Source organism: Shinella curvata (genome assembly GCF_022899935.1).
Classification (GTDB): Bacteria; Pseudomonadota; Alphaproteobacteria; order Rhizobiales; family Rhizobiaceae; genus Shinella; species Shinella curvata.
Genome location: NZ_JALJCJ010000001.1, coordinates 1237691 through 1259695, shown reverse-complemented (window position 1 = coordinate 1259695; position 22005 = coordinate 1237691). Strand labels below are relative to the sequence as shown.

Here is a 22005-nt window from a genome sequence, read left to right as displayed (position 1 = left end):
CCGCGCCATCGTGCGCGAACCCTCGGCCTTCCTGTTCGACGAGCCCTTGTCCAACCTCGATGCGGCGCTGCGCGGCATGATGCGGCTGGAGATCTCCGAGCTGCATCATCAGCTGAAGACGACGATGATCTATGTCACGCACGACCAGGTCGAGGCGATGACCATGGCCGACAAGATCGTGGTGCTGAATGCCGGCAATATCGAGCAGGTCGGTTCGCCGCTCGATCTCTACAACAAGCCCGACAACCTGTTCGTCGCCGGCTTCATCGGCTCGCCGCGCATGAACTTCGTCAAGGGCGAGGCGGCCAAGCCGTACAATGCGCCCACCGTCGGCATCCGTCCGGAGCACATCAAGCTCTCCAAGGAGAGCGGCAGCTGGAAGGGCGTGGTCGGTGTTGCCGAACATCTCGGCTCCGACACGTTCCTGCATGTCAATGTGGAGAACATCGGCATGCTGACCGTCCGCGCCGACGGCGACTTCCCCGTCACACACGGCGATACCGTATGGCTCACGCCAGACACAACACGCATCCATAGATTCGAGGACAATGGATTGGCGATACGATGAAACGGCTTGAGGGCAAGAGCGCGCTGATCACGGGATCGGCCCGCGGCATCGGACGCGCCTGTGCCGAAGCCTATGTGCGGGAAGGGGCGCGGGTCGCGATTGCCGATATCAATGTGGAGCGGGCGAGTGCGACTGCGCAGGAGATCGGCCCGGCAGCCTATGCGGTGCAGATGGATGTGACGAAGCAGGAGTCCATCGACGCGGCGATTGCGGCTTGCGTGAAGGAAGCCGGCGGCATCGATATTCTCGTCAACAATGCGGCACTCTTCGACCTCCAGCCGATCGTCGAGATCACGCGGGAAAGTTACGACCGGCTCTTCTCGATCAATGTCGGCGGCACGCTGTTCACGTTGCAGGCTGCGGCAAAACAGATGATCGCGCAGGGCCGTGGCGGCAAGATCATCAATATGGCAAGCCAGGCGGGGCGCCGCGGCGAGGGGCTGGTCGGCGTCTACTGTGCGACGAAGGCGGCGGTGATCAGCCTCACCCAGTCGGCGGGCCTGAACCTCATAAAGCACGGCATCAACGTCAATGCCATCGCACCCGGCGTCGTCGATGGCGAGCACTGGGACGGCGTGGACGCGCTCTTCGCCAAATATGAAAACCGGCCGCTCGGGGAGAAGAAGCGGCTGGTCGGTGCGGACGTCCCCTTCGGCCGCATGGGAACGGCCGACGACCTGACGGGCATGGCGATCTTCCTCGCCTCCCAGGAGAGCAACTACATCGTCGCGCAGACCTACAATGTCGATGGTGGCAACTGGATGAGCTGAGGCGCAGCCGTGCGCTTGGCACAGGTATAGACCGGAACACACCGGAAGGAATGGACCATGACCACGAAACTGTCGCTCGCCACGCTTCCGGCGGTCTCGAAGACCGCCAGCATCCCGGCCTATGCGCGTGAGAACCTAACGGCGGGTATCGTCCATTTCGGCGTCGGCAATTTCCACCGGGCGCATCAGGCGATCTATCTCGACGACCTTTTCAACCTCGGCCTCGACCATGATTGGGCGCTGATCGGCGCGGGCGTTCTGCCCTCCGACGCCGCGATGCGCGAGAAACTCGCCGGCCAGGATTTCCTGACCACCGTCGTCGAGCAGGACAACAATCGTTCCGGCGCCCGCGTCACCGGTGCGATGATCGACTATCTCGCGCCCGGCAATGCGGCAGCGACCGTCGCCCAGCTTGCCGATCCCGCCATCCGCATCGTCTCGCTGACGATCACCGAGGGGGGCTATTTCATAAACCCGGCTTCCGGCATCTTCGACCCGGCCCACCCGGCGATCGCCGCCGATGCTGCCAACCCTTCCGAGCCGAAGACGGTCTTCGGCCTCATCCTCGCCGGCCTGAAGGCCCGCAGGGACAAGGGCATCGCACCCTATACGGTCATGTCCTGCGATAACATTCCGCACAATGGCAAGGTGACGCATGCGGCCGTATCCGGTCTCGCGCGCCTCTCCGATCCGGGTCTTGCCGACTGGATCGACGCCAATGTCGCCTTCCCGAACGGCATGGTGGACCGCATAACGCCTGCGACGGGGCCGCGCGAGATCGGCATCGTGGCCGACGACTACGGCATCGACGATGCCTGGCCGGTGTTCTGCGAGGAGTTCAAGCAATGGGTGCTCGAGGACAAGTTCCCCCAGGGCCGCCCGGCGCTGGAAAAGGTCGGCGTGCAGTTCGTGCCCGATGTGGCGCCCTATGAGCATATGAAGATCCGCATCCTGAATGGCGGCCATGCGGCGATCGCCTATCCGGCAGCGCTGCTCGACATCCACTTCGTGCATGAGGCGATGGAGGATCCGGATATCCGCGCCTTCCTCGCCAAGCTGGAACTGGACGAGATCGTGCCGGTCATCCCCCCCGTGCCGAATACGGACCTGCGCGACTATTTCGGCCTGATCGAGCGCCGCTTCTCCAATCCCAAGATCGCCGACACGATCCCGCGTCTGGCGCAGGACGGCTCCAACCGCCAGCCGAAATTCATCCTGCCATCGACGGCCGACCGCCTGTCGCGCAAGGAAGACGTCACCGGCCTGGCGCTCGTCTCCGCGCTCTGGTGCCATTATCTTGCCGGCACGACGGACAGCGGCAAGGCGATCAGCTTCAACGATCCCAATATCGACCGCATCCATGCGGCAGCGAAGGCGGCAAGAGCGGAGCCTGCTGCCTTCCTCGAATTGCGCGATATCTTCGGCGTGGTTGCGGAGTCGGACCTTTTCCGTAAGCGCTTTGCCAATGCGCTGACGTCCCTCCAGCGGAACGGCACGCGGGCAACATTGAAGCTCTATCTGGAAGACAGGCTGGCGATGTAGGGAGATCCCAAACATTCCGGGGCTTTTCATCGCGGAGAGCAGACAGTAGGACGGAGGCCTGAACACGGAACGGAAAGCCATGGCCGCCAAAGCGACAGAACTCGTCATCTTCGATTGCGACGGCGTGCTCGTCGACAGCGAGCCTATTTCGCTTGCCGTCCTGGTCGAAGCGCTTGCCGCAGCGGGTGTGGCAATGAGCGAAGAGGAGGCGCATGACCGCTTCCTTGGCCGCAGCCTGAAGAGCATGTCGGAAATCCTGCATGACGAATACGGGCTTGCGATCGATGCCGCCTTCCTGGAGGCCATGCGCAAGGTGCTCTACGAGCGTTTTCGTCTGGAGTTGCAGCCGATCGACGGCATTGCCGAGACGGTGGACGGCCTCGGCATCGCCCATTGCGTGGCCTCTTCCAGCCAGCCGGAGCGTATCCGTCTGTCGCTTTCCGTGACGGGTCTCATCGACAGGTTCGAGCCGAATATCTTCAGCGCCACCATGGTCTCGCGTGGCAAACCAGCGCCCGATCTTTTCCTTCATGCGAGCGCGGTGATGGGGGTGGAGCCCGCGCGCTGCGTCGTGGTGGAGGACAGCCCGGCCGGCATTGCAGCGGCAAAATCCGCGGGCATGCGGGTCGTCGCCTTCACCGGCGGTTCCCACGCGCGCACGCCCCGCCATCGCGAGGCGCTGCTGAACCTCAAACCCGACGCCCTGTTTGACGACATGCGGGAATTGTTACAGTTTGTCCGCAACGAAAAGGCCGACGGGAAAGAGCATTGATGCGCGATTTGATCGTTGCGGTGGACATCGGCACGGGCAGTGCCCGTGCCGGCGTGTTCGACCCTAGCGGTGCGCTGTTCGGCCGGGCCGAACATCCGATCGCCATGCGCCGACCGAGTGCTCACCATGCCGAACACGATTCCGAAAACATCTGGGAAGCCGTCTGCACCGCGGTGAAGGCGGCCTGTGCCGTCGCCGGCGTGCCGGCCGCGCGCGTCGCGGCACTCGGCGTCGATGCGACCTGTTCGCTGGTGGTGCGCGACAAGGCCGGGGCGCCGCTCGCCGTTTCCGGCGGTGAGGAGGCGCGCTGGGATACGATCGTCTGGCTCGATCACCGCGCGCTCGCCGAAGCGGATTTCTGTACGGCGACGGAGCATCCGGTGCTTGCCCATTCCGGTCGGGTCATGTCGCCGGAAATGGAAATGCCGAAGCTGATGTGGCTGAAGCGCAACCGGCCGGAAGAATGGGCCCGATCCGGTTATTTCTTCGACCTGGCGGATTTCGTCACCTGGCGGGCGACGGGTTCGAATGCCCGTTCCCGCGGCACGATGACGGCCAAATGGAACTACCTTTCCCATGAGGAGCAGCCGTGGGACGAAAGCTTCCTGAAGGCGATCGGACTTGAGGATGTGCGGGAACGCGGGTCGCTTCCGACCGAGACGCTGGCTGTCGGCGAAGCGGTTGGCCGGCTGACGGCTGCGGCCGCCGTCGCTCTTGGGCTCGATACGGACTGTGTCGTCGCGGCAGGCCTGATCGACGCCTATGCCGGGACGTTCGGGGTGCTCGGTCCCTTTGCCGGCGAACCCGAGGCGATGGAGCGCCAGCTGGCGCTGATCGGCGGCACGTCAAGTTGCATCGTTGCCTTCTCGCGCGAAAAGCGCTTCAGCTTCGGCATGTGGGGGCCCTACTACGAGGCCGTGCTGCCGGGATGGTGGCTGGTCGAGGGTGGTCAGTCGGTAACGGGGGCGCTGCTCGACCATATCGTTCGCACGCACAGCGCCGGTGGTGAGCCGACCGCGGCCAACCACGCCCGCATCGTCGCCCGCATCCGCGAACTTCAATTGGAGGAAGGGGAGGCCTTCGCAGCACGGCTGCATGTGCTGCCCGATTTTCACGGAAACCGCTCGCCGCTTGCCGATCCCCATGCGCTCGGCGTCATCAGCGGCCTTGCTCTCGACGCCTCCTTCGACGGGCTTTGCCGCCTCTATTGGCGTACCGCGGTTGCGATCGCGCTCGGCATCCGCCATATCCTCGACAAGCTCGGCGAGCGCGGTTACCCGCTCGATACCCTGCACGTCACCGGCGGGCACGTGCGCAATCCTTTGCTGATGGAACTCTATCGCGATGTCACCGGCTGCCGTGTCGTGGTGCCGGACACGAATGACGCGGTGCTGCTTGGGACGGCCATGGTGGCAGCGGTTGCCGGCGGGCTTTATGCGGATCTCCCGGCTGCCGGTTCAGGCATGTATCCGGGCGGTACCGAACACCGCCCGGATCCTGCGCGCAAGGCCGGCTACGACCGCGATTATCGTCGCTTTCTCCTGCTCCACCGACACCGCGCGGAACTTGAATCGATCGTCTGAAAAATATTTTGAAAAAACCTGAAACCGGGTGGAACCAATTCTCGGTTCACGTGTTTCTAGGTCGTCACCGGTCTGCGCATATCCCCCAAGATGCGAGGCCCTCGACCGGTGATCGACCACGAAACCGTGTCCCCCTCCGGTCCGTGGATACTCAAGCAGCCAGTGCCTTCCGGGCGCTGGCTGTTTTCTTTTGTGCCATCGACGTTTCAAGATACAGAAAGGCAGCGGTGGGCGTGCCATCCCACCGCTGCCTGCCGCGCCGCCGCTGCGGCTATCCGGGAGCGGGATCAGGCCGCTGCGCGGGTCTGCGGCGTGAAGAGAAGGGCCTGGTTGATCAGGACCTTCACCTGTTCGGGATTGAAAGGTTTCGAAACGAGGAAAGCCGGCTCCGGCCGTTCACCCGTCAGGAGCCGTTCGGGGTAGGCGGTGATGAAAATGACGGGGATGTCGGTGCGAGAAAGGATCGTGTTGACCGCGTCGATGCCGGAGGAGCCGTCGGCGAGCCGCACATCGGCAAGCACGAGGCCGGGACGGCTGTCACTCCACAGAAGCTCGGCCTCCGCCTGCGTGCGGGCGATGCCGGTCACCCGGTGGCCCATGCCGCTCACCATATGGGCGAGGTCGAGCGCAATCAGCGGCTCGTCCTCGATGATCATGATGCCGGTTTCTGCCTGGGCGGCGATCTCCGCGAAGGCTGCGTCGAGCAGGGTGCGGATGACGGTGATTTCGGCTTCGAGGATTTCGGCGGTCTTGTCGACTGCGAAACCTTCCACGGTGGCGAGCAGGAGGGCCTGACGGCCGAGCGGAGGAACGCCGGAAAGATCGAACGGAGCTTCCGCGCCGGGCGTGAGCGAGCCCGCACCGCGGCTCATTGAGACGGGAAGGGAGGAGATGATGCGGCTGAGGAGCCCAAACAGCGTCGCCTTGTCGTCGCCACCCTGCGGCATGACCGCGGGATCTATGAGAATGGTCTCCAGCGTGGCAGCGACATAGGCATCGCCGGACGATTGAGTTCCCGTCAGCGCGCGTGCGTAGCGGCGCAGCGCCGGAAGATGCGGTCCGATACGGTCGGAAATCGGCATGATGTGTCCCCTGTTTTCGATTTGTTGCAATGGCAGTTGACGATTTGAACGCGGGAACCAAATTTAGGTTCCGGGGTCGGGAACTTTTTTTGCCGCGGGGCATTTCCACGCCGAAATCACCACGTGACGCGAACGCGAAATGAAAATGCACGCGCAAAAGATGGAAGTGGCCAAGAGTGAATAGTTTGAGCAGTCAAAAGACCGGGAGAAAACCTCCCAAGAGGGCGGATGACCCGAATGCGCAGATCGCAACGAAGCTGCGTGCCTTCTATCATTCCGTACAGGACGAGACGCTTCCCCAGCGGTTCCTGGATCTTCTCGAAAAATTGGACGCTGTCGAAAACAGCGCCCAACGGGCAGAGTGAGGAAGTGATGGAACAGGGACAGACGACTTTCAAGCGTGAACTGCTGGCCGTTTTGCCGAGCCTGCGCGCTTTCGCCATTTCCCTCATCGGCCGCCACGATCAGGCCGACGATCTCGTTCAGGACACGATCATGAAGGCCTGGGCGAAGCAGGAACAGTTCGAGATGGGCACCAATATGAAGGCTTGGCTCTTTACGATCCTGCGCAACGAACTCTACAGCAAGATGCGCAAGCGCGGCCGTGAGGTGCAGGATAGCGACGGTCTCTTCACGGAGAACCTTGCGCAGCATCCGTCGCAGTACGGCGCGCTCGACATGCAGGATTTCAAGCGGGCGCTGGAAAAGCTGCCGGACGAACAGCGCGAGGCGATCATCCTTGTCGGCGCGTCGGGCTTCTCCTACGAAGAGGCTGCGGAAATTTGCGGCTGCGCGCTCGGCACGATCAAGAGCCGGGTGAACCGCGCCCGTCAACGCCTTCAAGAACTCTTGCAGGTGAGCGGTGAAAGCGACTACGGTCCGGACGCCGTGTCAGCGCCGATTACGTCGCGCGCTTTCGCTTCCTGACGGGCGAGCAGAGCCGCCCGCCGTGTATCATGGCGGGTGGCCGAAGAGGTGAGGGGATTGCAGCGAAGAAAGTGTTTGTCCGCCGGCTGGCCGGAGGTGAAAACGGGCACGGAATCGCTTAGCGAAGGCATATGAAGGACAATGTTCAGCCAGTAGAGTTGGAGGTTGCTGCGGTTCTGGATATGCCGGACCGGTTGGCGGCGCTTGCCGTGGCCATGCCTACCTTTACTGGCCCCGACCCTGACTTCGACGATGTCGCCGGGCTGGCGGCGGAGCTGTTTTCCGCGCCGATCGCCCTCGTAACGCTGCTCGGTCGCAAGGATCAGTGGTTTTTGGCGCATCAGGGCACGCGGGAGATCCGCGCTCCCTCGGAACATTCTTTCTGCGCGCGCATGATCGCCCAGAGCGCCGGTGAGCCTATGGTGGTCGCCGATGCACTCGAGGATTTCCGATTCGCCGATTTGCCGAGCGTGACTGCCGAGCCTCGTCTGCGCTTCTATGCCGGTGCACCCCTTGTGGTGGATGGCCAGGCGATCGGCACGGTCTGCGTTTTCGACGTGAAGCCGCATAACACGGTCGCGCCTGATCTTGTGCTGCGGCTGAAGCAGCTCGCTTCGCTTGCCGCTTCGCTCGTCAAGCTGAAGGAAGAGGCGCGCCGGCGCACGCTGGCGGCCGAGGTGCTGTCCCGCGACGAGAAACGCCATGCTCTTGCGCTCGACGCGGCCAATGTCGCGAGCTGGCTCTGGGATGTTTCGGCGGGTGTGGTGTCCGGCAACGAACCCTTCTACCGCATGCTCGGCATTGCCCCGGCAAAGCCGATGAGCGCGCGCAAGTTCTTCACAGCTGTTCACCCGGCGGATCGGAAGGTAACGATCGACCGGCTGCGCAGCGCGCTTGCCACCGGCAAGGAATATGATGGGTTATTCCGCGCGGCGAAGTCCGGCCGCTGGCTGCTCGGGCGCGGACGCGTGCACGAATGGGATGCCGAGGGGCGGCCGACCGTGTTCCTTGGTATCAATGTCGACGTGACCGATGGCCAGCTTGCCGCCGAGCGCACGCGGCTGCTGCTGAGGGAACTCAACCACCGCGTCAAGAACACGCTCGCCATGCTGCAATCCCTGGCGCGCCAGACGCTGCGCCAGACGAGCGACCCCGTCGAATTCATGGATTCTTTCGCCGGTCGCCTTCAATCGCTCTCCGAGGCGCATGGTTTGCTTTCCGATCACGAATGGGGCGTCATCCACCTGAAGATGCTTCTGCAGAAGCAGATCGCGCCCTATGCGATGGACTATGAAGGCCAGATCGAGATCCACAAGGACGAAGTCGAGCTGGGCCCGGATCAGGCCGTCGGTCTCGGTCTCGTTCTGCACGAGCTCGCCACCAATGCCCGCAAGTATGGCGCGCTTTCGGTCCGCAGCGGCAAGGTGGTGATCACGGCACGCGTGCTCAACGAGGAGGACCAGCGCGTGCTCAACATGACCTGGCACGAGGTCGGTGGTCCGCCGGTCGATCCGGTTGGCCGCCGCGGCTTCGGTTCGGTCCTGATCGAGCGCAGCCTCGACAAGATTCTGGGCAGCAGCGTGCATGTCGAATATCTGCCCAAGGGCGTGACCGCCGTCATACGGATGCCGCTCTGAAGCGGCACCGTTTTATTTCGTCTCAAGAAGTGGTCAGTCGTCGTCGCGGCGGCGGGATTTGGGCGCGAGCAGGAAGCCGAGCGCGAGCGCGATGCCCGTTGCGGCGAGAGGCCGCCGCGTGGCGACAGTGGCGGCAGCGGCCATGAGGTCCCGCCGAGCCGCAAGCTGGTCGCGGCGAATGCGACGCAGTTCCCGCTCCCGCTTGTTGCGCATGGCAACGAAGGCGAGCACGATCGAGGCCAGCAGAAGGAAGGCACCGGCCAGGCTGAAAAGAGCGGGTACGGTGCCGTAACGCTCGGCAAGCAACACCGCGGTCGCCACGACCGCGAGCCCGTAGGCGGTGGCGGCGAGAATGCCAACGATCAGGCCGGCAATGACGTTGCGCTTTGCCGCATCAACGGTTTCATCCACCCGGTCCGTGACGCGGGTGACGAGGTTTTGCAGGAGGATGGCTCCCAGTGAAAGCATGCCGTTCGTGCTCCGCGATGGGGACGCCGGATGGCGTCCCTGGCCTCTCAAGGGGTTTCAGCGCCGTAGCACGGCGGCGAGCAGGAAGCCGGCGGCAGCGGCGATGCCGAGCGTCGCCAGGGGATTGTCCTGCACGGCCTTGCGCGCCTTGCGGCCGGAATCGCGGTAGCGGTTCTGGAAGTCGGCCAGAATGTCCTCGCCGGCCGCGATCATGTCGCGGATGTCGGTTTCGGCGCGATCCTTGAGGTCGTGGGCTGCATCGCTCACTTCGGCCTTCACGGCACGGGCCTTCTTGCGGATGCCGCCTGCGCCGCTGGAGGCATCGCTTGCCAGAACGCGGGCGAGCGCGGCGATTTCATCGCGCAGTTCGGCGATCTGGTCCTCGACGGCCAGCGCCTCGTCCTGCAGTCCGTCGCGGAGGCTCTTCTTGCGTGTTGAAAACAGTCCGGTGGCCATGCCGTTTCTCCTTTTGCGTGTCGCCTGCGTGGGACGCGCAGGTCGAACGTCGCTCCACCCCCTTGGCGGAACGGTTTCCGGACAAACAACGGGGCAGGGCGCAAAAGGTTCCGTAAGAGGCTGGAAAATCAGGCCGAAGCGGTGTGGGGCAGCACGAAGGGCACGCCCGGGGCCGGCACGCCATTGATGCGCATACGGCAGCCGAAGACGGCCTCCATGGCATCGTCGGTCATCACCGCGGCAGGCGCGCCTGCGCGCTCGATCCGGCCGTTCTTCATCATCACCATATGGTCGGCGAACATGGCGGTGAGGTTGAGGTCGTGCATGACGGCGATCACCCCGCCGCCGCCTTCGCAATAGCGCCGGGCAAGCGTCATGATGGTGAGCTGGTGGCGGATGTCGAGGGCGGAGACCGGCTCGTCGAGCATCAGGAAGCAGGGTTCGCCGTCAAGCACTGGTTCCCAGATCTGCGAGAGCACGCGGGCAAGCTGCACGCGCTGCTGCTCGCCGCCCGAAAGCTCCTGATAGAAGCGGCCGGCGAAACCCGACAGGTCGACCGCGGCCAGTGCCTCGGCCGTGATGGCCTCGATACGCTCGGCATGCCGGTTCGGGCCGACTGTGAGGCCCATGCGAACGATCTCGCGCACGGTGAAGGGAAAGGCGATGGTCGCGGCCTGCGGAAGCACTGCGCGCTTGACGGCGAGCTGCCAGGGCTCCAGCGCGCCAAGCGCATGGCCGTTGATGGTGATCTCGCCCGTGCTCGGCAGTTCGCCGGCCAGCGCCTTCATCGTCGTCGTCTTGCCGGAGCCGTTGGGGCCGACGATGGCGGTCAGCTCGCCCGCCTTGGCGATGAGCGATACGCCGTGCACGATGGTTTTGCCGGACAGCGCGACCGTGAGGTTCTTTGCGGTGATCATGAAAGCCTACCAGCCGTTGCGCGTGCGGTCGCGCAGCAGGACCCAGAGGAAGAAGGGCGCACCGGCGAGTGCGGTGATGATGCCGATCGGCAATTCTGCAGGCGCGACGATGGTGCGTGCCAGCATGTCGGCACCGAGCATCAGCACGCCGCCGAAGAGGGCAGAGGCCGGCAGCAGGTAGCGATGGTCCGGGCCGATGACGATGCGCAGCAGATGCGGCACGACGATCCCGACGAAGCCAATGCCGCCGCTGACGGCAACCGAGGCGCCGACGGCGCCGGCCACGGCGACAACCGCGATATATTTCAGCCGCTGCACCTTCACGCCCATGTGGAAGGCCGCCGCTTCACCAAGCGTGATGGCGTTCAGGCCGCGTGACAGGAAGGGCACGACGAGGAGCGCCAGCAGGATGATCGGCCCGGCGGCAAAAAGCTTTGTCCAGGTCATGCCCGACAGCGAGCCGAGGCTCCAGAACGTTATGTCGCGCAGCTGCTTGTCGTCGGCGATGTAAATGAGGATGCCGGTGACGGCTCCCGCAAGCGCGGCAATGGCGATGCCGGCGAGCAACATGGTGGCGACGGAAGTCTGTCCGCCGCGCGTGGCGATGCGGTAGAGCAGGAGCGTCGTCAGGAGGCCGCCGATAAATGCGGCAAGCGGTAGGGCAAAGGCACCGAGCGCCAGCATCAAGCCGGCCGGCAGGCTGGCACCCAGCACGATCATCAGCACCGCACCGAGCGCAGAGCCGGAGGAGATGCCGACGAGGCCGGGATCGGCAAGCGGATTGCGGAAGAGGCCCTGCATGACGGCGCCGGACATGGCGAGGGCCGCCCCGATCAGGAAGCCGAGCAGCGCGCGAGGCATGCGAATATCGAAGACGATGATGCGATCGCGCACGCTCAGCGCGGTTTCCTCGGCACCGCTGAACAGCGCACCGATCACGTTGATCGCGGAGGCATCGGAAGCGCCGGTCGCAATCGACAGCGCAAGCGCAACAAGCGAGACGACGACGAGGACAGCAAGCGTCAGGCGTGCGATCGCCGTCCTGTCACCGGCGGACGATGACTGGACGGCGCGCATCAGGGAAAGACCGCGCGCGCTATCCCCGCGCACGGCATCATTGAGAGACATTGCCGTAGAGTTCTTTGTTGAGATCGCGGATGGCGGATGCCGTGCGGGGGCCGAAGCCAAGCAGATGCAGGCTGTTCATGCGCAGGATCGCCTTGTTTGCGGCGGCCGGCGTCACGGAGATCGCGGGGTGGGCGAGGATTTCCTCGTCGCTGCTGCCGGCGCCGGGTCGGGTCATGACCATGACGACATCGGGTTTGGCCTTGATGATCGCCTCGTCGGTGAGCGGCTTGTAGCCCTCGAAAGACCCTTCCGTCGCATTGATCGCGCCGGCAAGCCCGATGATGCCGTCGGCCGCCGTGTGCCCGCCTGCCGCCATAACGCGGCCGTTCTGGAAGCTCAGGATGAAGAGCACGCGCTTGCGTTCGGTTTCCGGCCGCTTGGCGGCATCGGCAATGGCTGCATCGAGATCGGCGCCGACCTGGGCCTCGAGTTCCCTGGCCTTGTCCTCCACGCCGAGGAATTTTCCGACGACGTCGATCTTCTTCAGGATCGCCGCGCGGTCATAGCCTTCCGGCACGGTCTCGAAGGGGATGCCGGCGCTCTTCAGCACTGCCAGCGCATCCGGCGGTCCGCTGCCTTCGACGGCGAGGATCGCGGTCGGGTTGACGGCGATGACGCCCTCTGGCGAGAGCTGGCGCATGTAGCCGACGTCCGGGAGCTTCGTTGCTTCCTCGGGGAAGGTGCTGGTGGAATCGCGGGCGACCAGCCGGCCGCCCTCACCGAGCGCATAGACGATTTCCGTCACAGCACCACCGATCGCCACGAGCTTGGAACTGTCGATCTTCTGCATGTCCTCGGCCACCGCCTTGCGGATGAAGCCGCCGGCGCCGGGCGCGGCGAGCGGCAGGAGCAGCGGGGCGGAAAGGGCGAAGACGGTCAGCGCCACTTCCCACGGGCGGGCGCGGCGGAAATCGAAGCTGTTGCTCATGGTCGGATCCTTTGCGGGTTCGTCTCAGGCGGCGACGCTGTCGGGGCGCGGCAGGCTGTCGAGGATTTCGCGCCAGTCGGCGCGCTCGGTCATGCCTTCTTTCCGCTTGCCGAAGAACTGGATGATCATCTCGCCGCTGGCGTCATAGGCTTCGAGCGAGGTGACGAAACCGTCTACGGTCGGCTTGCGCACCACCCAGCACTCGGCGATGTGATCCATGCGCAGGTGCATGTGGAAGGTCGGATCCATGACGTTGAGCCACGGGCCCATCGGCTGTATGTTCTTCACTGTGCCGGTGTGGATCTGGATCGTGCCATGGTTGCCGACGAAGCACATGATGTCCGCATCGCGTTCAGCGGCACCGCGCAACAGGTCCCCGGCGGCATCGGCGCGCACTTCATGGGCAAAGTCCTCGCCGACGCTGCGCACGGCATCCTGGCGGGCGATCTTCAGCTTGCGCAGGAGACCGAAGAACTGGTGCGTATCGGTCATGGCCGCCCAGTTTTCGCGCAGGGCCGCGACGTCGACCGGGCCGGTTTCCTCGACCTTGGTGGAGACTACCTCGACGAATTCCTGCGACTGGTCCTCCAGGCGGAAGTCGGCGACGATCGCCTCATAGGCTTCGAGATTGGAGGCGGGGCGCAGGTGCACCTTGTGCACGGCCATGCCGGCCTTGTCGAAGAACTGCAGGCTGCGGCGAACCTGATCGCCATCCGTCTTGGTAACGGCGAAGCCATGCGCCCAGGTGCCGGGGAAGATGCGCAGGTCGATGTTTTCGCCGAGCACGATCGAGGCGTGCTTGCCGGTGGTGATCTTCTCGAAAACGCCAATCTTCTCGTGCACCACGCTCTCGTTGCGCGTCAACGCCATGATCTCGCCGAGCGCCTCGGCGCGCTCCAGGAACCTGTTGGCATCGCCATCGATGCGGATCGCGGTGAGGCCGACCTCGGCCGCGACGAGGGCGGCTTCGGAAATGTTGAGCTGGGCGGCGATGTCGCGCTCGCGCATCTTGGGATTTTCGGCGCGGAAGGCGCGGATTTCGGCAGGGGTCGGTCGGGTCGTTTCGGTCATGGGCTCGGCCTTCGTCGGAAATGCGGGGCGCCGTTCCACAGCTTCCTCTTTCGCCGGAAAAATATGTTGACGAAACAGAGGCTTGCCGGGAAATTGGCGATTACTATCTTGACTTCATTACTCATATTTATCTATGCACGCAATACCGGTGCCGGAAAGTGATGTTAATTCTTCTGCTGGCGGCCGGCTGATGATCGTGGCCGACCCTTCGGCCGGCACTCGAACCGCACCTAGCACAGGCGACCCCATGACCGTACGCACGCTTCTTTTTTCCGCGCTCTTGTCCTTTGCTGCCGTCTCCGGTGCCGCTGCTCAGGAGGCCTCGGTCGCGAAGGGGCTGGAGGTGGAGCTGAACGCGCTGGCGAGCTCGCAGAAGGGATGCCTCTTTACATTCGTCGCCGGCAACGGTCTTGCGCAGGACCTTTCCAAAGTCTCGTTCGAATTCGTGATCTTCAACGAGAAGGGCACAGTCGAGCGGTTGGCGCTGCTCGATTTCCGCGACCTGCCGGCCGGAAAATCGAAGGTGCGCCAGTTCGATGTGCCGGGCATCAAGTGCGAGGGCGTGAAGAACCTGCTGATCAACGACGCCCCGGTCTGCGACGGTGCGGGCGTGGAGAAGGGCCGGTGCATGGATGGCATCGTCACGCGCAGCAAGGCGTCGGCCGGCCTCGAGGGTTGATGAAAGACGGCGCATGACGCGCCGGATGCGTAAACGGAATGACGGGTGAGTAAGATGTCTGGAAGCAAGTGGCTTTGGGTCGGCGGCGGTGTTCTTTCCCTGCTCGCCCACGCGACGGCGGCAGCCATCCTGACCATGGCGCCTGCGCAGGAAGAGGAGCCGGCGATGATCGCTGGCGGCGTCGTCGCGGAGGTGGCTATGCTGGGCAGTAACGCCTTCGATGCCATGGAATCGGGCAAGATCGACGATGTGATCAAGCCAGAGACCGTCGAGCCCGATGTCACCGAGCCCCAGCCCCAGGAAGTGACGGAAATCCAGCCGACCGAAATTCAGCCGGAGACGACCGAAATCGTCTCGCCGACCGATCCCGTCGTGTCGGAGCCGGTGCAGGAATTGATCATTCCGTCCGCGGAGGTGGAGATCGCCGCCGTTCCGGTTCCCGAGATCAAGCCGGAAATCGAGCCGGAAGAAGAGATCAAGCCGGTTCCCGAGGTGAAGAAGGAAAAGCCGGTCAAGAAGGTCGAGCGTAAGAAGCCGAAGGAAAGGCCGGTCAGGAAGGCGGGTGACGATGGCAAGTCCGCCCAGAGCCTGAAGAAGGGTTCGATTGACGGCTCGGACGAGGCGAAGACCGAGGCGGTCGGCGGTCAGAAGAAGGGCAATTCGTCCGTTGCGGGCGACGCCGCCGTCAGCAACTACAAGGGCAAGGTCCGCAACAAGATCAACCGCGCCAAGCGGCGGGTCAAGGGCGGCGACCGCGGCACCGTCGTGGTCAGCTTCACGGTCGGTGCGGGCGGGCAGGCGAGCGGCATCCGGGTGGCGCGCAGCTCTGGCTCCGCGGCACTCGACCAGGCAGCACTCGAATCGGTTCAGCGCGCCTCGCCCTTCCCGAAGATTCCGGAGAGTGCAGGACGGTCGAGTTGGCCCTTCAACGTGCCGATCGTTTTCAAGTAGGATGCCAGTTCCCGTCGCGCGCAAAGCCGGCGGGAATTTTTTGCGCAAAAATATGACTTTCGTAGTCATGTTTATACTTTACTCTGATACTCATGTTTTGTAGGTTGCAGCCGAACTGAGGCTCCGCCGATGCGGAGTGCCAAAGGGGAATGCTGCATGAATGGAATGACGGCCGGCCGTATCGAAGCGGTCTTGAAGGCGGCGATTGCCGAGCGCGACCGGCGGATTGCCGATCTGGAGCGCCAGCTCAATGCACTGAAGAAACAGATGGCGGCGGCAACGCCGGACGCGCCGGCGGCTCACGCTACGCCGGTGGCGGCAGCGGCCGTTCAGGCCGCTCCGCGTATCGAGCTGAAGGTGCAGCCGGCGCCTCGCAGTGTGGAAGTCAGCAAAGTCAAACGCCGGACGGGCGAAGCGGAGAGGAAGGCAATGCGCGAGAAGCACAGGCAGCAGCAGGCCCGCCGGGAGGCCGAGACCACCGACAAGAGCGATGCCAAGGCCGGGCTCGAGGGGCGCAGTTTCCTCTATGTCGGCGGACGGGATTGCCAGGTGGCCCATCTGCGACAGATCGCCAGCTCCTATGGCGCCAACCTCATCCACCACGATGGCGGCCTGCGTGAGGCGGTGTCGCGCATCGATAATGTGCTGCCTTCGGTCGACTGCGTGTTCTGCCCCATCGACTGTATCAGCCATGATGCCTGCATCCGCGTGAAAACGGGCTGCAAGAAGTGGGAAAAGGCCTTCGTGCCGCTGCGCAACGGCAGCAAATCCTCCTTCGAGCGTGCCCTGCAGAGCATGAGCCAGGGAGACACTGCGCAGTGAGTGACGAAAGACCCGAAGCCTTCATGATGATCGGCCTGCACAAGCTGGCCGCACAGAACGGCGACGGCCTGGTGCCGGAATTGTATGCCCTTCTGACTCGCCGCTCGGATATGCTGGAGAGCGAGAACGTTACGGAGTTTCCGCTGGCGAACGCCCGCCCGCCGGCGCGGACCGCGCGCTTCGAAAGCACGCAGGCTCTTGAAGCGCGCAACGACAATGTCGTAGCCTTCCCGGCACCGCGCCGTATCCGGCGGGATTCCGTCTAACGTCAGGATAGTCCATGTTCCTCGCCATGAACCGCTTCCGGATCGCCATCGGCCACGAAGAGGCTTTCGAAGCCATCTGGAAGGGCCGGGACTCCAGTCTGGCCGAAATGCCGGGCTTCCAATCCTTCCACCTGTTGCGGGGCGATACCAATGCCGAAGAGGGATTTACCCTCTTTGCCTCCCACTCGGTCTGGGCAAACAAGGATGATTTCGTTGCCTGGACGAAATCGGAGAATTTTCGGGCCGCGCATAAGAATGCCGCCGATAACAAGGCCATCTATCTCGGCCCACCGAAATTCGAGGGTTTCAGCTTCGTCGAAGGCGCCTGACCTCAGGTTCGGTTATCCTTTGTCGGCAGGAAAGCTGCGAGCGCCACCGCCAGCCAACCTGCCATCATGATCACCCCGCCCGTCGGTGCCGACATCGGGAAAAGCCCGTGTCCCGTGGAATGGCGGAAGACGAGGTCTCCGGCAAAAAGCGCGGTGCCGAACGCGAGCAGGATTGCGGCGAAGGGGGCGGCGCGCATCGTAGGCCATGCGGCATAGAGCGCCACCAGCGCCGGCGCATGGGCAAGGCACATGGCCGACGCCCCTGCCATCAGGCGCGGATCGCTGCCATGGGAGGCCGCAGCTGCGGTGACGACGCCGGTCAGGCCCATCAGGCCAGCGACGAGAAGGCTGGCGGAGCGCAGCGAAAACGACATGGGGCTTCCTATTCCTGGTTCTGCATGTGATGGGCAAGCCGCGTGACGGGCTCGAGAATGATTTTTCGCAGCCCTTCGCTCGGCACCGTCTCTTCCAGTGCGCGGATGAAGCAGAGCAGCCATTCGTCGCGCTCGGCGGGACCGATCGGAGCCACGAAATGGCGGCGGCGCAGCATGGGATGCCCGCGTTTGTCCGTATAGAGCGGCGGGCCGCCGAGCCAGCCTGTCAGGTATTCGTAGAGTTTTTCCTCACTGCCGGTGAGATCCGGCGGGTGGATGGCGCGGCAGCGCGCGGCTTCCGGCAACGTGTCCATCAACTCGTAGAAACGATGCGTCAGGGCGCGCACGGCAGCGTCGCCGCCGACCGCTTCATAGAGCGTGATCGTCTCGCCCTCTCGGCTCTGGTTTTCGTTCGTATCCGTCATGGTTCAAGGTCTTAGCGCTGTGCCCTGCCGCAGGCAATGGCGCGACAGTTCGGTGCGACGAAGCGCATCAAACGGCGCTCCTCCAGTTCATTGACAAGAAACCGTCCAGACGGTATGTTTAACGAATGAGCCAGGCACATCATCGCAAGAAACACCCGGAAGCCGTCCGCCAGCAATTGCTGGAGGTCGCGGCGAAACTGTCGCTGGAGAAGGGGCCTGGCAGCGTCACGCTCGATGCTGTCTCGCAGGCGGCGGGCGTCAGCAAGGGTGGGCTGCTGCATCATTTTCCCAATAAGCTGTCGCTGCTCGACGGCCTCTTCACCGATCTCACCGACAAGCTCGATCAGGCGCTTGCGGAGAAGATGCGCGACGATCCCGAGCCGAAGGGCCGCTTCACCCGCGCCTATATCGCGGTCTTCTTCCAACCCGAGGGCATGGCCGATAGCGAGAAGTGGCAGGTGCTGACGATCGCGCTGATTTCCGAGCCGCATCTGCGCGACCGCTGGCGACAATGGGTGGATCGCCACCTCCAGGAGAACGTCGGCACGGATTCGGCGCTCGACGCCATGCTGGTGCGCTATGCGGTGGATGGTCTCTGGCTTGCCGACCTGCTCGGTTCGCCGACCATGGATGCGGCAACTCGCGCCGCGATGATGGAAAGGCTGCTGGCGATCTCACGCCTCTGACCGGAATTTTTAGGCGCCTCGCGCCGGAGACAGACCCATGAACCTCACCACCGTCTATGCCGTCCTCGTTGTCGCCATCATTTTCGAAGTGCTCGGCACCTCCGCCATGCAGGCGGCCCAGCATTTCACACGTGTCGTGCCGACGACCATGATGATCGTCTGCTATGCCATCGCCTTCTTCTTCCTGTCGTGGAGCCTGCGCTATGTGCCCGTCGGTATCGCCTATGCGATCTGGAGCGGCCTCGGCATCGTCCTGATTTCCGCCGTCGGCTATTTCGTCTTCGGCCAGAAGCTCGATCTCGCCGCCATCGCCGGCCTCGGGCTGATCATTGCTGGCGTTCTTGTGCTGAACCTTTTCTCCAAGTCGACATTTCATTGAAAGAGGCTGGAATCGAAACGGACCCCGCTTGCCAAAAGCGGGGCCGGGCCTTATCGATTCCGCCGAATTGAAACCGCTTTCAATTTTACGGCTTCGAGAGGTAAATACCCATGGCAATCCGCACCATCGTATGGGGTGAGAACATCCACGAGCAGACGAACGAGATCGTCCGCTCGATCTATCCGAACGGCATGCACAACACGATCGCCGACGCGCTGAACAAGGACGGTGCCATTTCGGCGACGACGGCGACCTTGCAGGAGCCGGAACACGGCCTGCCGGAAGCGCGCCTGGCCGAGACCGACGTACTCCTCTGGTGGGGCCACAAGGACCACGGTGCCGTCGACGATGCGGTGGTCGAACGTGTCGCAAAGCGTGTCTGGGGAGGCATGGGCCTGCTCGTCCTGCATTCAGGCCATTTTTCGAAAATCTTCAAACGGCTGATGGGCACGCCTTGCGCGCTGAAATGGCGTGAGGCTGGCGAACGCGAGCGTCTGTGGAACATCAATCCGCGCCATCCGATTACCGAAGGCCTCGGCGAGAATTTCGTTCTCGAAAACGAGGAGATGTACGGCGAGCAGTTTTCCGTTCCCGAGCCGCTGGAGACGGTGTTCATCTCGTGGTTTGCCGGCGGAGAAGTGTTCCGCTCGGGCCTGACCTGGCGCCGTGGTGCGGGCAACATCTTCTATTTCCGTCCCGGTCACGAGACCTATCCGACCTATCATGATGCCAATGTGCAGAAGGTGCTGGTCAACGGGGTGAAATGGGCCTTCAACCCCCAGGGCACCTACACGGCCATCCACGATGCGCCGAACGTGCCCGTGGAAAAGGCGCTGGAGCCGATCGTCGAGCGCGGCCCGAGACTCCACCAGGCCGGCGAAGCCGGATATCGCTGAGGTTCTCATGCGTCTTCTCGTTCTTGGAACCGGCGGCATGGCCAATACCCATGCCCAGCACTTTGCCGCGATCGACGGTGTCGAACTGGTCGGCGCCGTCGATGTCGATCCGTCGCGCGCCAAGGCATTCGCCGATACGCACGGCATCCCCCATGTCTTCACCTCGCTGGAGGAGGCGATCGCCTGGGGTGATTTCGACGCTGCGACCAATGTGACGCCCGACCGGGCGCACCATCCGACGACGCTTGCGCTGCTGGCGGCGGGTAAACATGTCATGTGCGAGAAGCCGCTGGCGGAAAACTATGCCAAGGCCGATGAGATGGCGCGCGCTGCCGAGGCCTCCAGCCTCGTCACCATGGTGAACCTCACCTACCGCAACGTCGCCCCCCTGCAGAAGGCGCGCGAGATGGTGCTGGCCGGCGAGATCGGCCGCGTGCGCCATGTCGAGGCGTCTTATCTGCAAAGCTGGCTTGTCTCGAAGGCTTGGGGCAACTGGGCGACGGAAAGCCAGTGGCTCTGGCGGCTTTCCACCCGGCACGGTTCGAACGGTGTGCTCGGCGATGTCGGCATCCATATCCTCGACTTTGCAAGTTATGGCGCAGGCAGCGAGGTGGAACACGTCTTTGCCCGGCTGAAGGCTTTCGACAAGGCGCCTGACAACCGCATCGGCGAATATGATCTGGACGCCAATGACAGCTTCACCATGACCGTCGATTTCGCCAATGGCGCCCTCGGGGTCATCCATTCCAGCCGCTGGGCGACGGGCCATCTCAACGAGCTTCGCCTGCGTATGCACGGCGACAGGGGCGCGCTGGAGGTCATCCACTCGACGGAGGGCTCACAGCTGCGCGGCTGCCTGGGCGAGGATGTCGAAAAGGCCATCTGGCGGGATATCGATGCTGGTACCGTGCCGACCAACTATCAGCGTTTCGCAGCCGCGGTCTTGGCCGGCCAGCCGGTCGAGCCTGGATTCCGCCATGCAGCGGACCTGCAAAAGATCCTCGATCTCGCCATCGAGACGGAAAAGGAACGCCGGGAAATGAAGGTCTGAGGTCAGGCGGGCGCCGGACCTGTCGAGCCGCGGACGACGAACTCGACGGGCCACACCTCCTGGAGGGTATCGACTGCTTCTCCCTGCAACATCCGCAAGACCATGTCGCCGATCCGCTCGCCAGCCGCGCGGATCGGCGATTGCGTCGTGGTGAGCGCCGGCACGAGGTTGTCGGGGCTCAGATAGGGAAAGACGTCGTCATGGGCGATGAGGGAAACGTCGTGTCCGACGGCGAGCCCCGCGATGCGGATGGCCCGCATGGCGCCGAGCGCCGACATCATGGATCCGGCGATGACAGCGGTCGGCGGTTCGGGCGAGGCGAGGAAAGCCTGCATCAGCCGGAAACCCGTCTCGTCCGTGAACTCGCCATGGCCGGTGAGGGCGGGATCAAGCGGCAGGCCGCAAGCTGCGAGCGTCGCGCGAAAAGCCGCGTCGCGGTCGCGGGCATAGGTGCTGATGGTATCGCCGTTGATGAGCGCGATGCGGCGGTGGCCGAGATCGGTAAGATGCCGGGTCGCCGTTTCGATGGCTCCGAAATTGTCGATGTCGAGATAGGCGAAAGGCTTTTTTGCCTCGCTTCGCCCATGCACGATGAAAGGCAAACGGAGTGCCCGAAGAAGAGTGATGCGCGCATCCGTGCAGGCGGGCGTATGGAGGATGACCGCATCCACCCTCTTGCTTGCGGCGAGCCGACGAAAGGCGGCAGCTTCGTCCTCCTCCGTTTCGACGGTGGAAACGAGGATATCGATCCCGTCCTTCTGCAGGCGGGTCGACAGTCCGCCCATGAATTCGCTGGAATGCGGCCCGAAGCGCCCGCCGCCTTGAAAGACGATGCCGATCGCGCCGGCCCGGCCCGTTGCCAGCCGCTGGGCACTGATGTTCGGCCTGTAGCCCAGGCGTTCGGCAGCCTCCAGAACACGCGCCCGCGTTTCCGGCTTGACCTCCGGATATCCGCTCATCGCACGGCTCACCGTCGTCTGGGAAAGACCGATGCGGGCAGCAAATTCCTTGAGGTTCATCCTTCGTCCCTGACGGCCGGGTTGCCGGTCTTTATGAACCTTCCACGACGGGGCGGCAAGCGAGGGACTGAAGGGTTAAGGACATCCATCCGGTCGATGCACGCCATGGTGATAAATTATCTCCTCAGGTTGTGAGGCTTGGCTTGAATTCTCAAATTGGCACGCTAAGGTGATATTTATGACGGCAAGGTTGTGCTCGGGTTGAGCGCCAGGCCGATACGCAGAGAAGTCCGTATGGCGCAGGCCGGAAGGGCTGACGCAATTGATGCTTCTTTCCGA

27 protein-coding genes are annotated in these 22005 nt (G+C 63.6%); 17 read left to right on the top strand and 10 right to left on the bottom strand.

The features are described 5' to 3' along the window. The 5 genes from MUU55_RS05980 to MUU55_RS05960 form a co-directional block, all read left to right on the top strand. Nucleotides 1-568 (top strand): ABC transporter ATP-binding protein (locus tag MUU55_RS05980; protein WP_244759827.1); only part of this gene is annotated, 568 nt, incomplete at its 5' end. After that, nucleotides 565-1338: an L-iditol 2-dehydrogenase gene (locus tag MUU55_RS05975; RefSeq protein WP_244759826.1), complete on the top strand. Its 774-nt coding sequence runs from the start codon at nucleotides 565-567 to the stop codon at nucleotides 1336-1338. The genes MUU55_RS05980 and MUU55_RS05975, both read left to right, overlap by 4 nt. A gap of 57 nt (nucleotides 1339-1395) precedes the next feature. After that, a complete protein-coding gene (locus MUU55_RS05970; protein WP_244759825.1) occupies nucleotides 1396-2880 on the top strand; it encodes a mannitol dehydrogenase family protein in 1485 nt (494 codons plus the stop codon). A 79-nt stretch (nucleotides 2881-2959) separates the two neighbouring features. Continuing rightward, nucleotides 2960-3652, top strand: coding sequence for an HAD family hydrolase (locus tag MUU55_RS05965; RefSeq protein WP_244759824.1), 693 nt, complete (start codon nucleotides 2960-2962; stop codon nucleotides 3650-3652). Continuing rightward, a complete protein-coding gene (locus MUU55_RS05960; RefSeq protein ID WP_244759823.1) occupies nucleotides 3652-5235 on the top strand; it encodes an FGGY-family carbohydrate kinase in 1584 nt (527 codons plus the stop codon). The genes MUU55_RS05965 and MUU55_RS05960 overlap by 1 nt, the downstream gene beginning before the upstream one ends. Nucleotides 5236-5522: 287 nt before the next feature. Here MUU55_RS05960 and MUU55_RS05955 read toward each other — a convergent pair whose 3' ends face one another. Continuing rightward, nucleotides 5523-6317: a response regulator gene (locus tag MUU55_RS05955; RefSeq protein WP_244759822.1), complete on the bottom strand. Its 795-nt coding sequence runs from the start codon at nucleotides 6315-6317 to the stop codon at nucleotides 5523-5525. Between the two features lie 176 nt (nucleotides 6318-6493). On the opposite strand from MUU55_RS05955, the gene MUU55_RS05950 reads away from it, so the two are divergent. From MUU55_RS05950 to MUU55_RS05940, 3 genes are all read left to right on the top strand, one after another. Continuing rightward, nucleotides 6494-6682: a NepR family anti-sigma factor gene (locus MUU55_RS05950; RefSeq protein ID WP_425314135.1), complete on the top strand. Its 189-nt coding sequence runs from the start codon at nucleotides 6494-6496 to the stop codon at nucleotides 6680-6682. A gap of 7 nt (nucleotides 6683-6689) precedes the next feature. Then, on the top strand, nucleotides 6690-7244 hold the full coding sequence (locus MUU55_RS05945; protein WP_244759821.1) for an RNA polymerase sigma factor: 555 nt from the start codon (nucleotides 6690-6692) through the stop codon (nucleotides 7242-7244). A gap of 131 nt (nucleotides 7245-7375) precedes the next feature. Continuing rightward, on the top strand, nucleotides 7376-8881 hold the full coding sequence (locus MUU55_RS05940) for a sensor histidine kinase (RefSeq protein ID WP_244759820.1): 1506 nt from the start codon (nucleotides 7376-7378) through the stop codon (nucleotides 8879-8881). A 33-nt stretch (nucleotides 8882-8914) separates the two neighbouring features. Here the strand turns inward: MUU55_RS05940 and MUU55_RS05935 are convergent, their stop codons facing one another. The 6 genes from MUU55_RS05935 to MUU55_RS05910 form a co-directional block, all read right to left on the bottom strand. Then, nucleotides 8915-9349, bottom strand: coding sequence for a hypothetical protein (locus tag MUU55_RS05935; RefSeq protein WP_244759819.1), 435 nt, complete (start codon nucleotides 9347-9349; stop codon nucleotides 8915-8917). 57 nt (nucleotides 9350-9406) lie between these two features. Next, nucleotides 9407-9805, bottom strand: coding sequence for a glycine zipper domain-containing protein (locus MUU55_RS05930; RefSeq protein ID WP_244759818.1), 399 nt, complete (start codon nucleotides 9803-9805; stop codon nucleotides 9407-9409). Between the two features lie 128 nt (nucleotides 9806-9933). Then, nucleotides 9934-10722, bottom strand: a complete 789-nt coding sequence (locus MUU55_RS05925; RefSeq protein WP_244759817.1) for a heme ABC transporter ATP-binding protein — start codon at nucleotides 10720-10722, stop codon at nucleotides 9934-9936. A 6-nt stretch (nucleotides 10723-10728) separates the two neighbouring features. Then, on the bottom strand, nucleotides 10729-11850 hold the full coding sequence (locus MUU55_RS05920; RefSeq protein ID WP_425314134.1) for a FecCD family ABC transporter permease: 1122 nt from the start codon (nucleotides 11848-11850) through the stop codon (nucleotides 10729-10731). Continuing rightward, entirely contained in the window at nucleotides 11837-12778 is a 942-nt protein-coding gene (locus MUU55_RS05915; RefSeq protein ID WP_244759816.1) for a heme/hemin ABC transporter substrate-binding protein, read from the bottom strand. The genes MUU55_RS05920 and MUU55_RS05915 overlap by 14 nt, the downstream gene beginning before the upstream one ends. 24 nt (nucleotides 12779-12802) lie before the next feature. Next, on the bottom strand, nucleotides 12803-13849 hold the full coding sequence (locus tag MUU55_RS05910) for a hemin-degrading factor (protein ID WP_244759815.1): 1047 nt from the start codon (nucleotides 13847-13849) through the stop codon (nucleotides 12803-12805). A gap of 247 nt (nucleotides 13850-14096) precedes the next feature. Here MUU55_RS05910 and MUU55_RS05905 point away from each other — a divergent pair, with 247 nt between their 5' ends. From MUU55_RS05905 to hmuQ, 5 genes are all read left to right on the top strand, one after another. Then, complete coding sequence (locus tag MUU55_RS05905; RefSeq protein ID WP_244759814.1) at nucleotides 14097-14528, top strand: hypothetical protein; 432 nt, start codon at nucleotides 14097-14099, stop codon at nucleotides 14526-14528. Between the two features lie 54 nt (nucleotides 14529-14582). Further along, nucleotides 14583-15479 carry an energy transducer TonB family protein gene (locus MUU55_RS05900; RefSeq protein WP_244759813.1) on the top strand — a complete coding sequence of 299 codons (897 nt, stop codon included), beginning with the start codon at nucleotides 14583-14585 and terminating at the stop codon, nucleotides 15477-15479. Between the two features lie 429 nt (nucleotides 15480-15908). Continuing rightward, entirely contained in the window at nucleotides 15909-16301 is a 393-nt protein-coding gene (locus MUU55_RS05895; RefSeq protein WP_244759877.1) for a DUF2325 domain-containing protein, read from the top strand. A 23-nt stretch (nucleotides 16302-16324) separates the two neighbouring features. Beyond that, nucleotides 16325-16567 (top strand): hypothetical protein, encoded by a 243-nt coding sequence (locus MUU55_RS05890; RefSeq protein WP_280518878.1) that lies wholly within the window; start codon nucleotides 16325-16327, stop codon nucleotides 16565-16567. 14 nt (nucleotides 16568-16581) lie between these two features. After that, entirely contained in the window at nucleotides 16582-16896 is a 315-nt protein-coding gene (hmuQ, locus tag MUU55_RS05885; RefSeq protein ID WP_244759811.1) for a heme-degrading protein HmuQ, read from the top strand. A gap of 2 nt (nucleotides 16897-16898) precedes the next feature. Here the strand turns inward: hmuQ and MUU55_RS05880 are convergent, their stop codons facing one another. Then, the gene (locus MUU55_RS05880) at nucleotides 16899-17270 is read right to left on the bottom strand and encodes a DUF423 domain-containing protein (RefSeq protein ID WP_244759810.1); all 372 of its coding nucleotides are present in this window, start codon (nucleotides 17268-17270) and stop codon (nucleotides 16899-16901) included. An 8-nt stretch (nucleotides 17271-17278) separates the two neighbouring features. Next, nucleotides 17279-17695: a group II truncated hemoglobin gene (locus MUU55_RS05875; protein ID WP_244759809.1), complete on the bottom strand. Its 417-nt coding sequence runs from the start codon at nucleotides 17693-17695 to the stop codon at nucleotides 17279-17281. A 125-nt stretch (nucleotides 17696-17820) separates the two neighbouring features. Here MUU55_RS05875 and MUU55_RS05870 point away from each other — a divergent pair, with 125 nt between their 5' ends. The 4 genes from MUU55_RS05870 to MUU55_RS05855 all read left to right on the top strand — a co-directional run bounded on the left by MUU55_RS05870 (nucleotide 17821) and on the right by MUU55_RS05855 (nucleotide 20707). Continuing rightward, the gene (locus MUU55_RS05870; RefSeq protein WP_244759808.1) at nucleotides 17821-18381 is read left to right on the top strand and encodes a TetR/AcrR family transcriptional regulator; all 561 of its coding nucleotides are present in this window, start codon (nucleotides 17821-17823) and stop codon (nucleotides 18379-18381) included. 37 nt (nucleotides 18382-18418) lie between these two features. Next, a complete protein-coding gene (locus MUU55_RS05865; protein ID WP_244759807.1) occupies nucleotides 18419-18760 on the top strand; it encodes a DMT family transporter in 342 nt (113 codons plus the stop codon). Nucleotides 18761-18870: 110 nt separating this feature from the next. Continuing rightward, a complete protein-coding gene (locus MUU55_RS05860) occupies nucleotides 18871-19656 on the top strand; it encodes a ThuA domain-containing protein (protein ID WP_244759806.1) in 786 nt (261 codons plus the stop codon). A 7-nt stretch (nucleotides 19657-19663) separates the two neighbouring features. Next, a complete protein-coding gene (locus MUU55_RS05855; protein WP_244759805.1) occupies nucleotides 19664-20707 on the top strand; it encodes a Gfo/Idh/MocA family protein in 1044 nt (347 codons plus the stop codon). Between the two features lie 2 nt (nucleotides 20708-20709). Here MUU55_RS05855 and MUU55_RS05850 read toward each other — a convergent pair whose 3' ends face one another. Beyond that, nucleotides 20710-21726 carry a LacI family DNA-binding transcriptional regulator gene (locus tag MUU55_RS05850; RefSeq protein ID WP_244759804.1) on the bottom strand — a complete coding sequence of 339 codons (1017 nt, stop codon included), beginning with the start codon at nucleotides 21724-21726 and terminating at the stop codon, nucleotides 20710-20712. Nucleotides 21727-22005 lie beyond the last annotated feature (279 nt).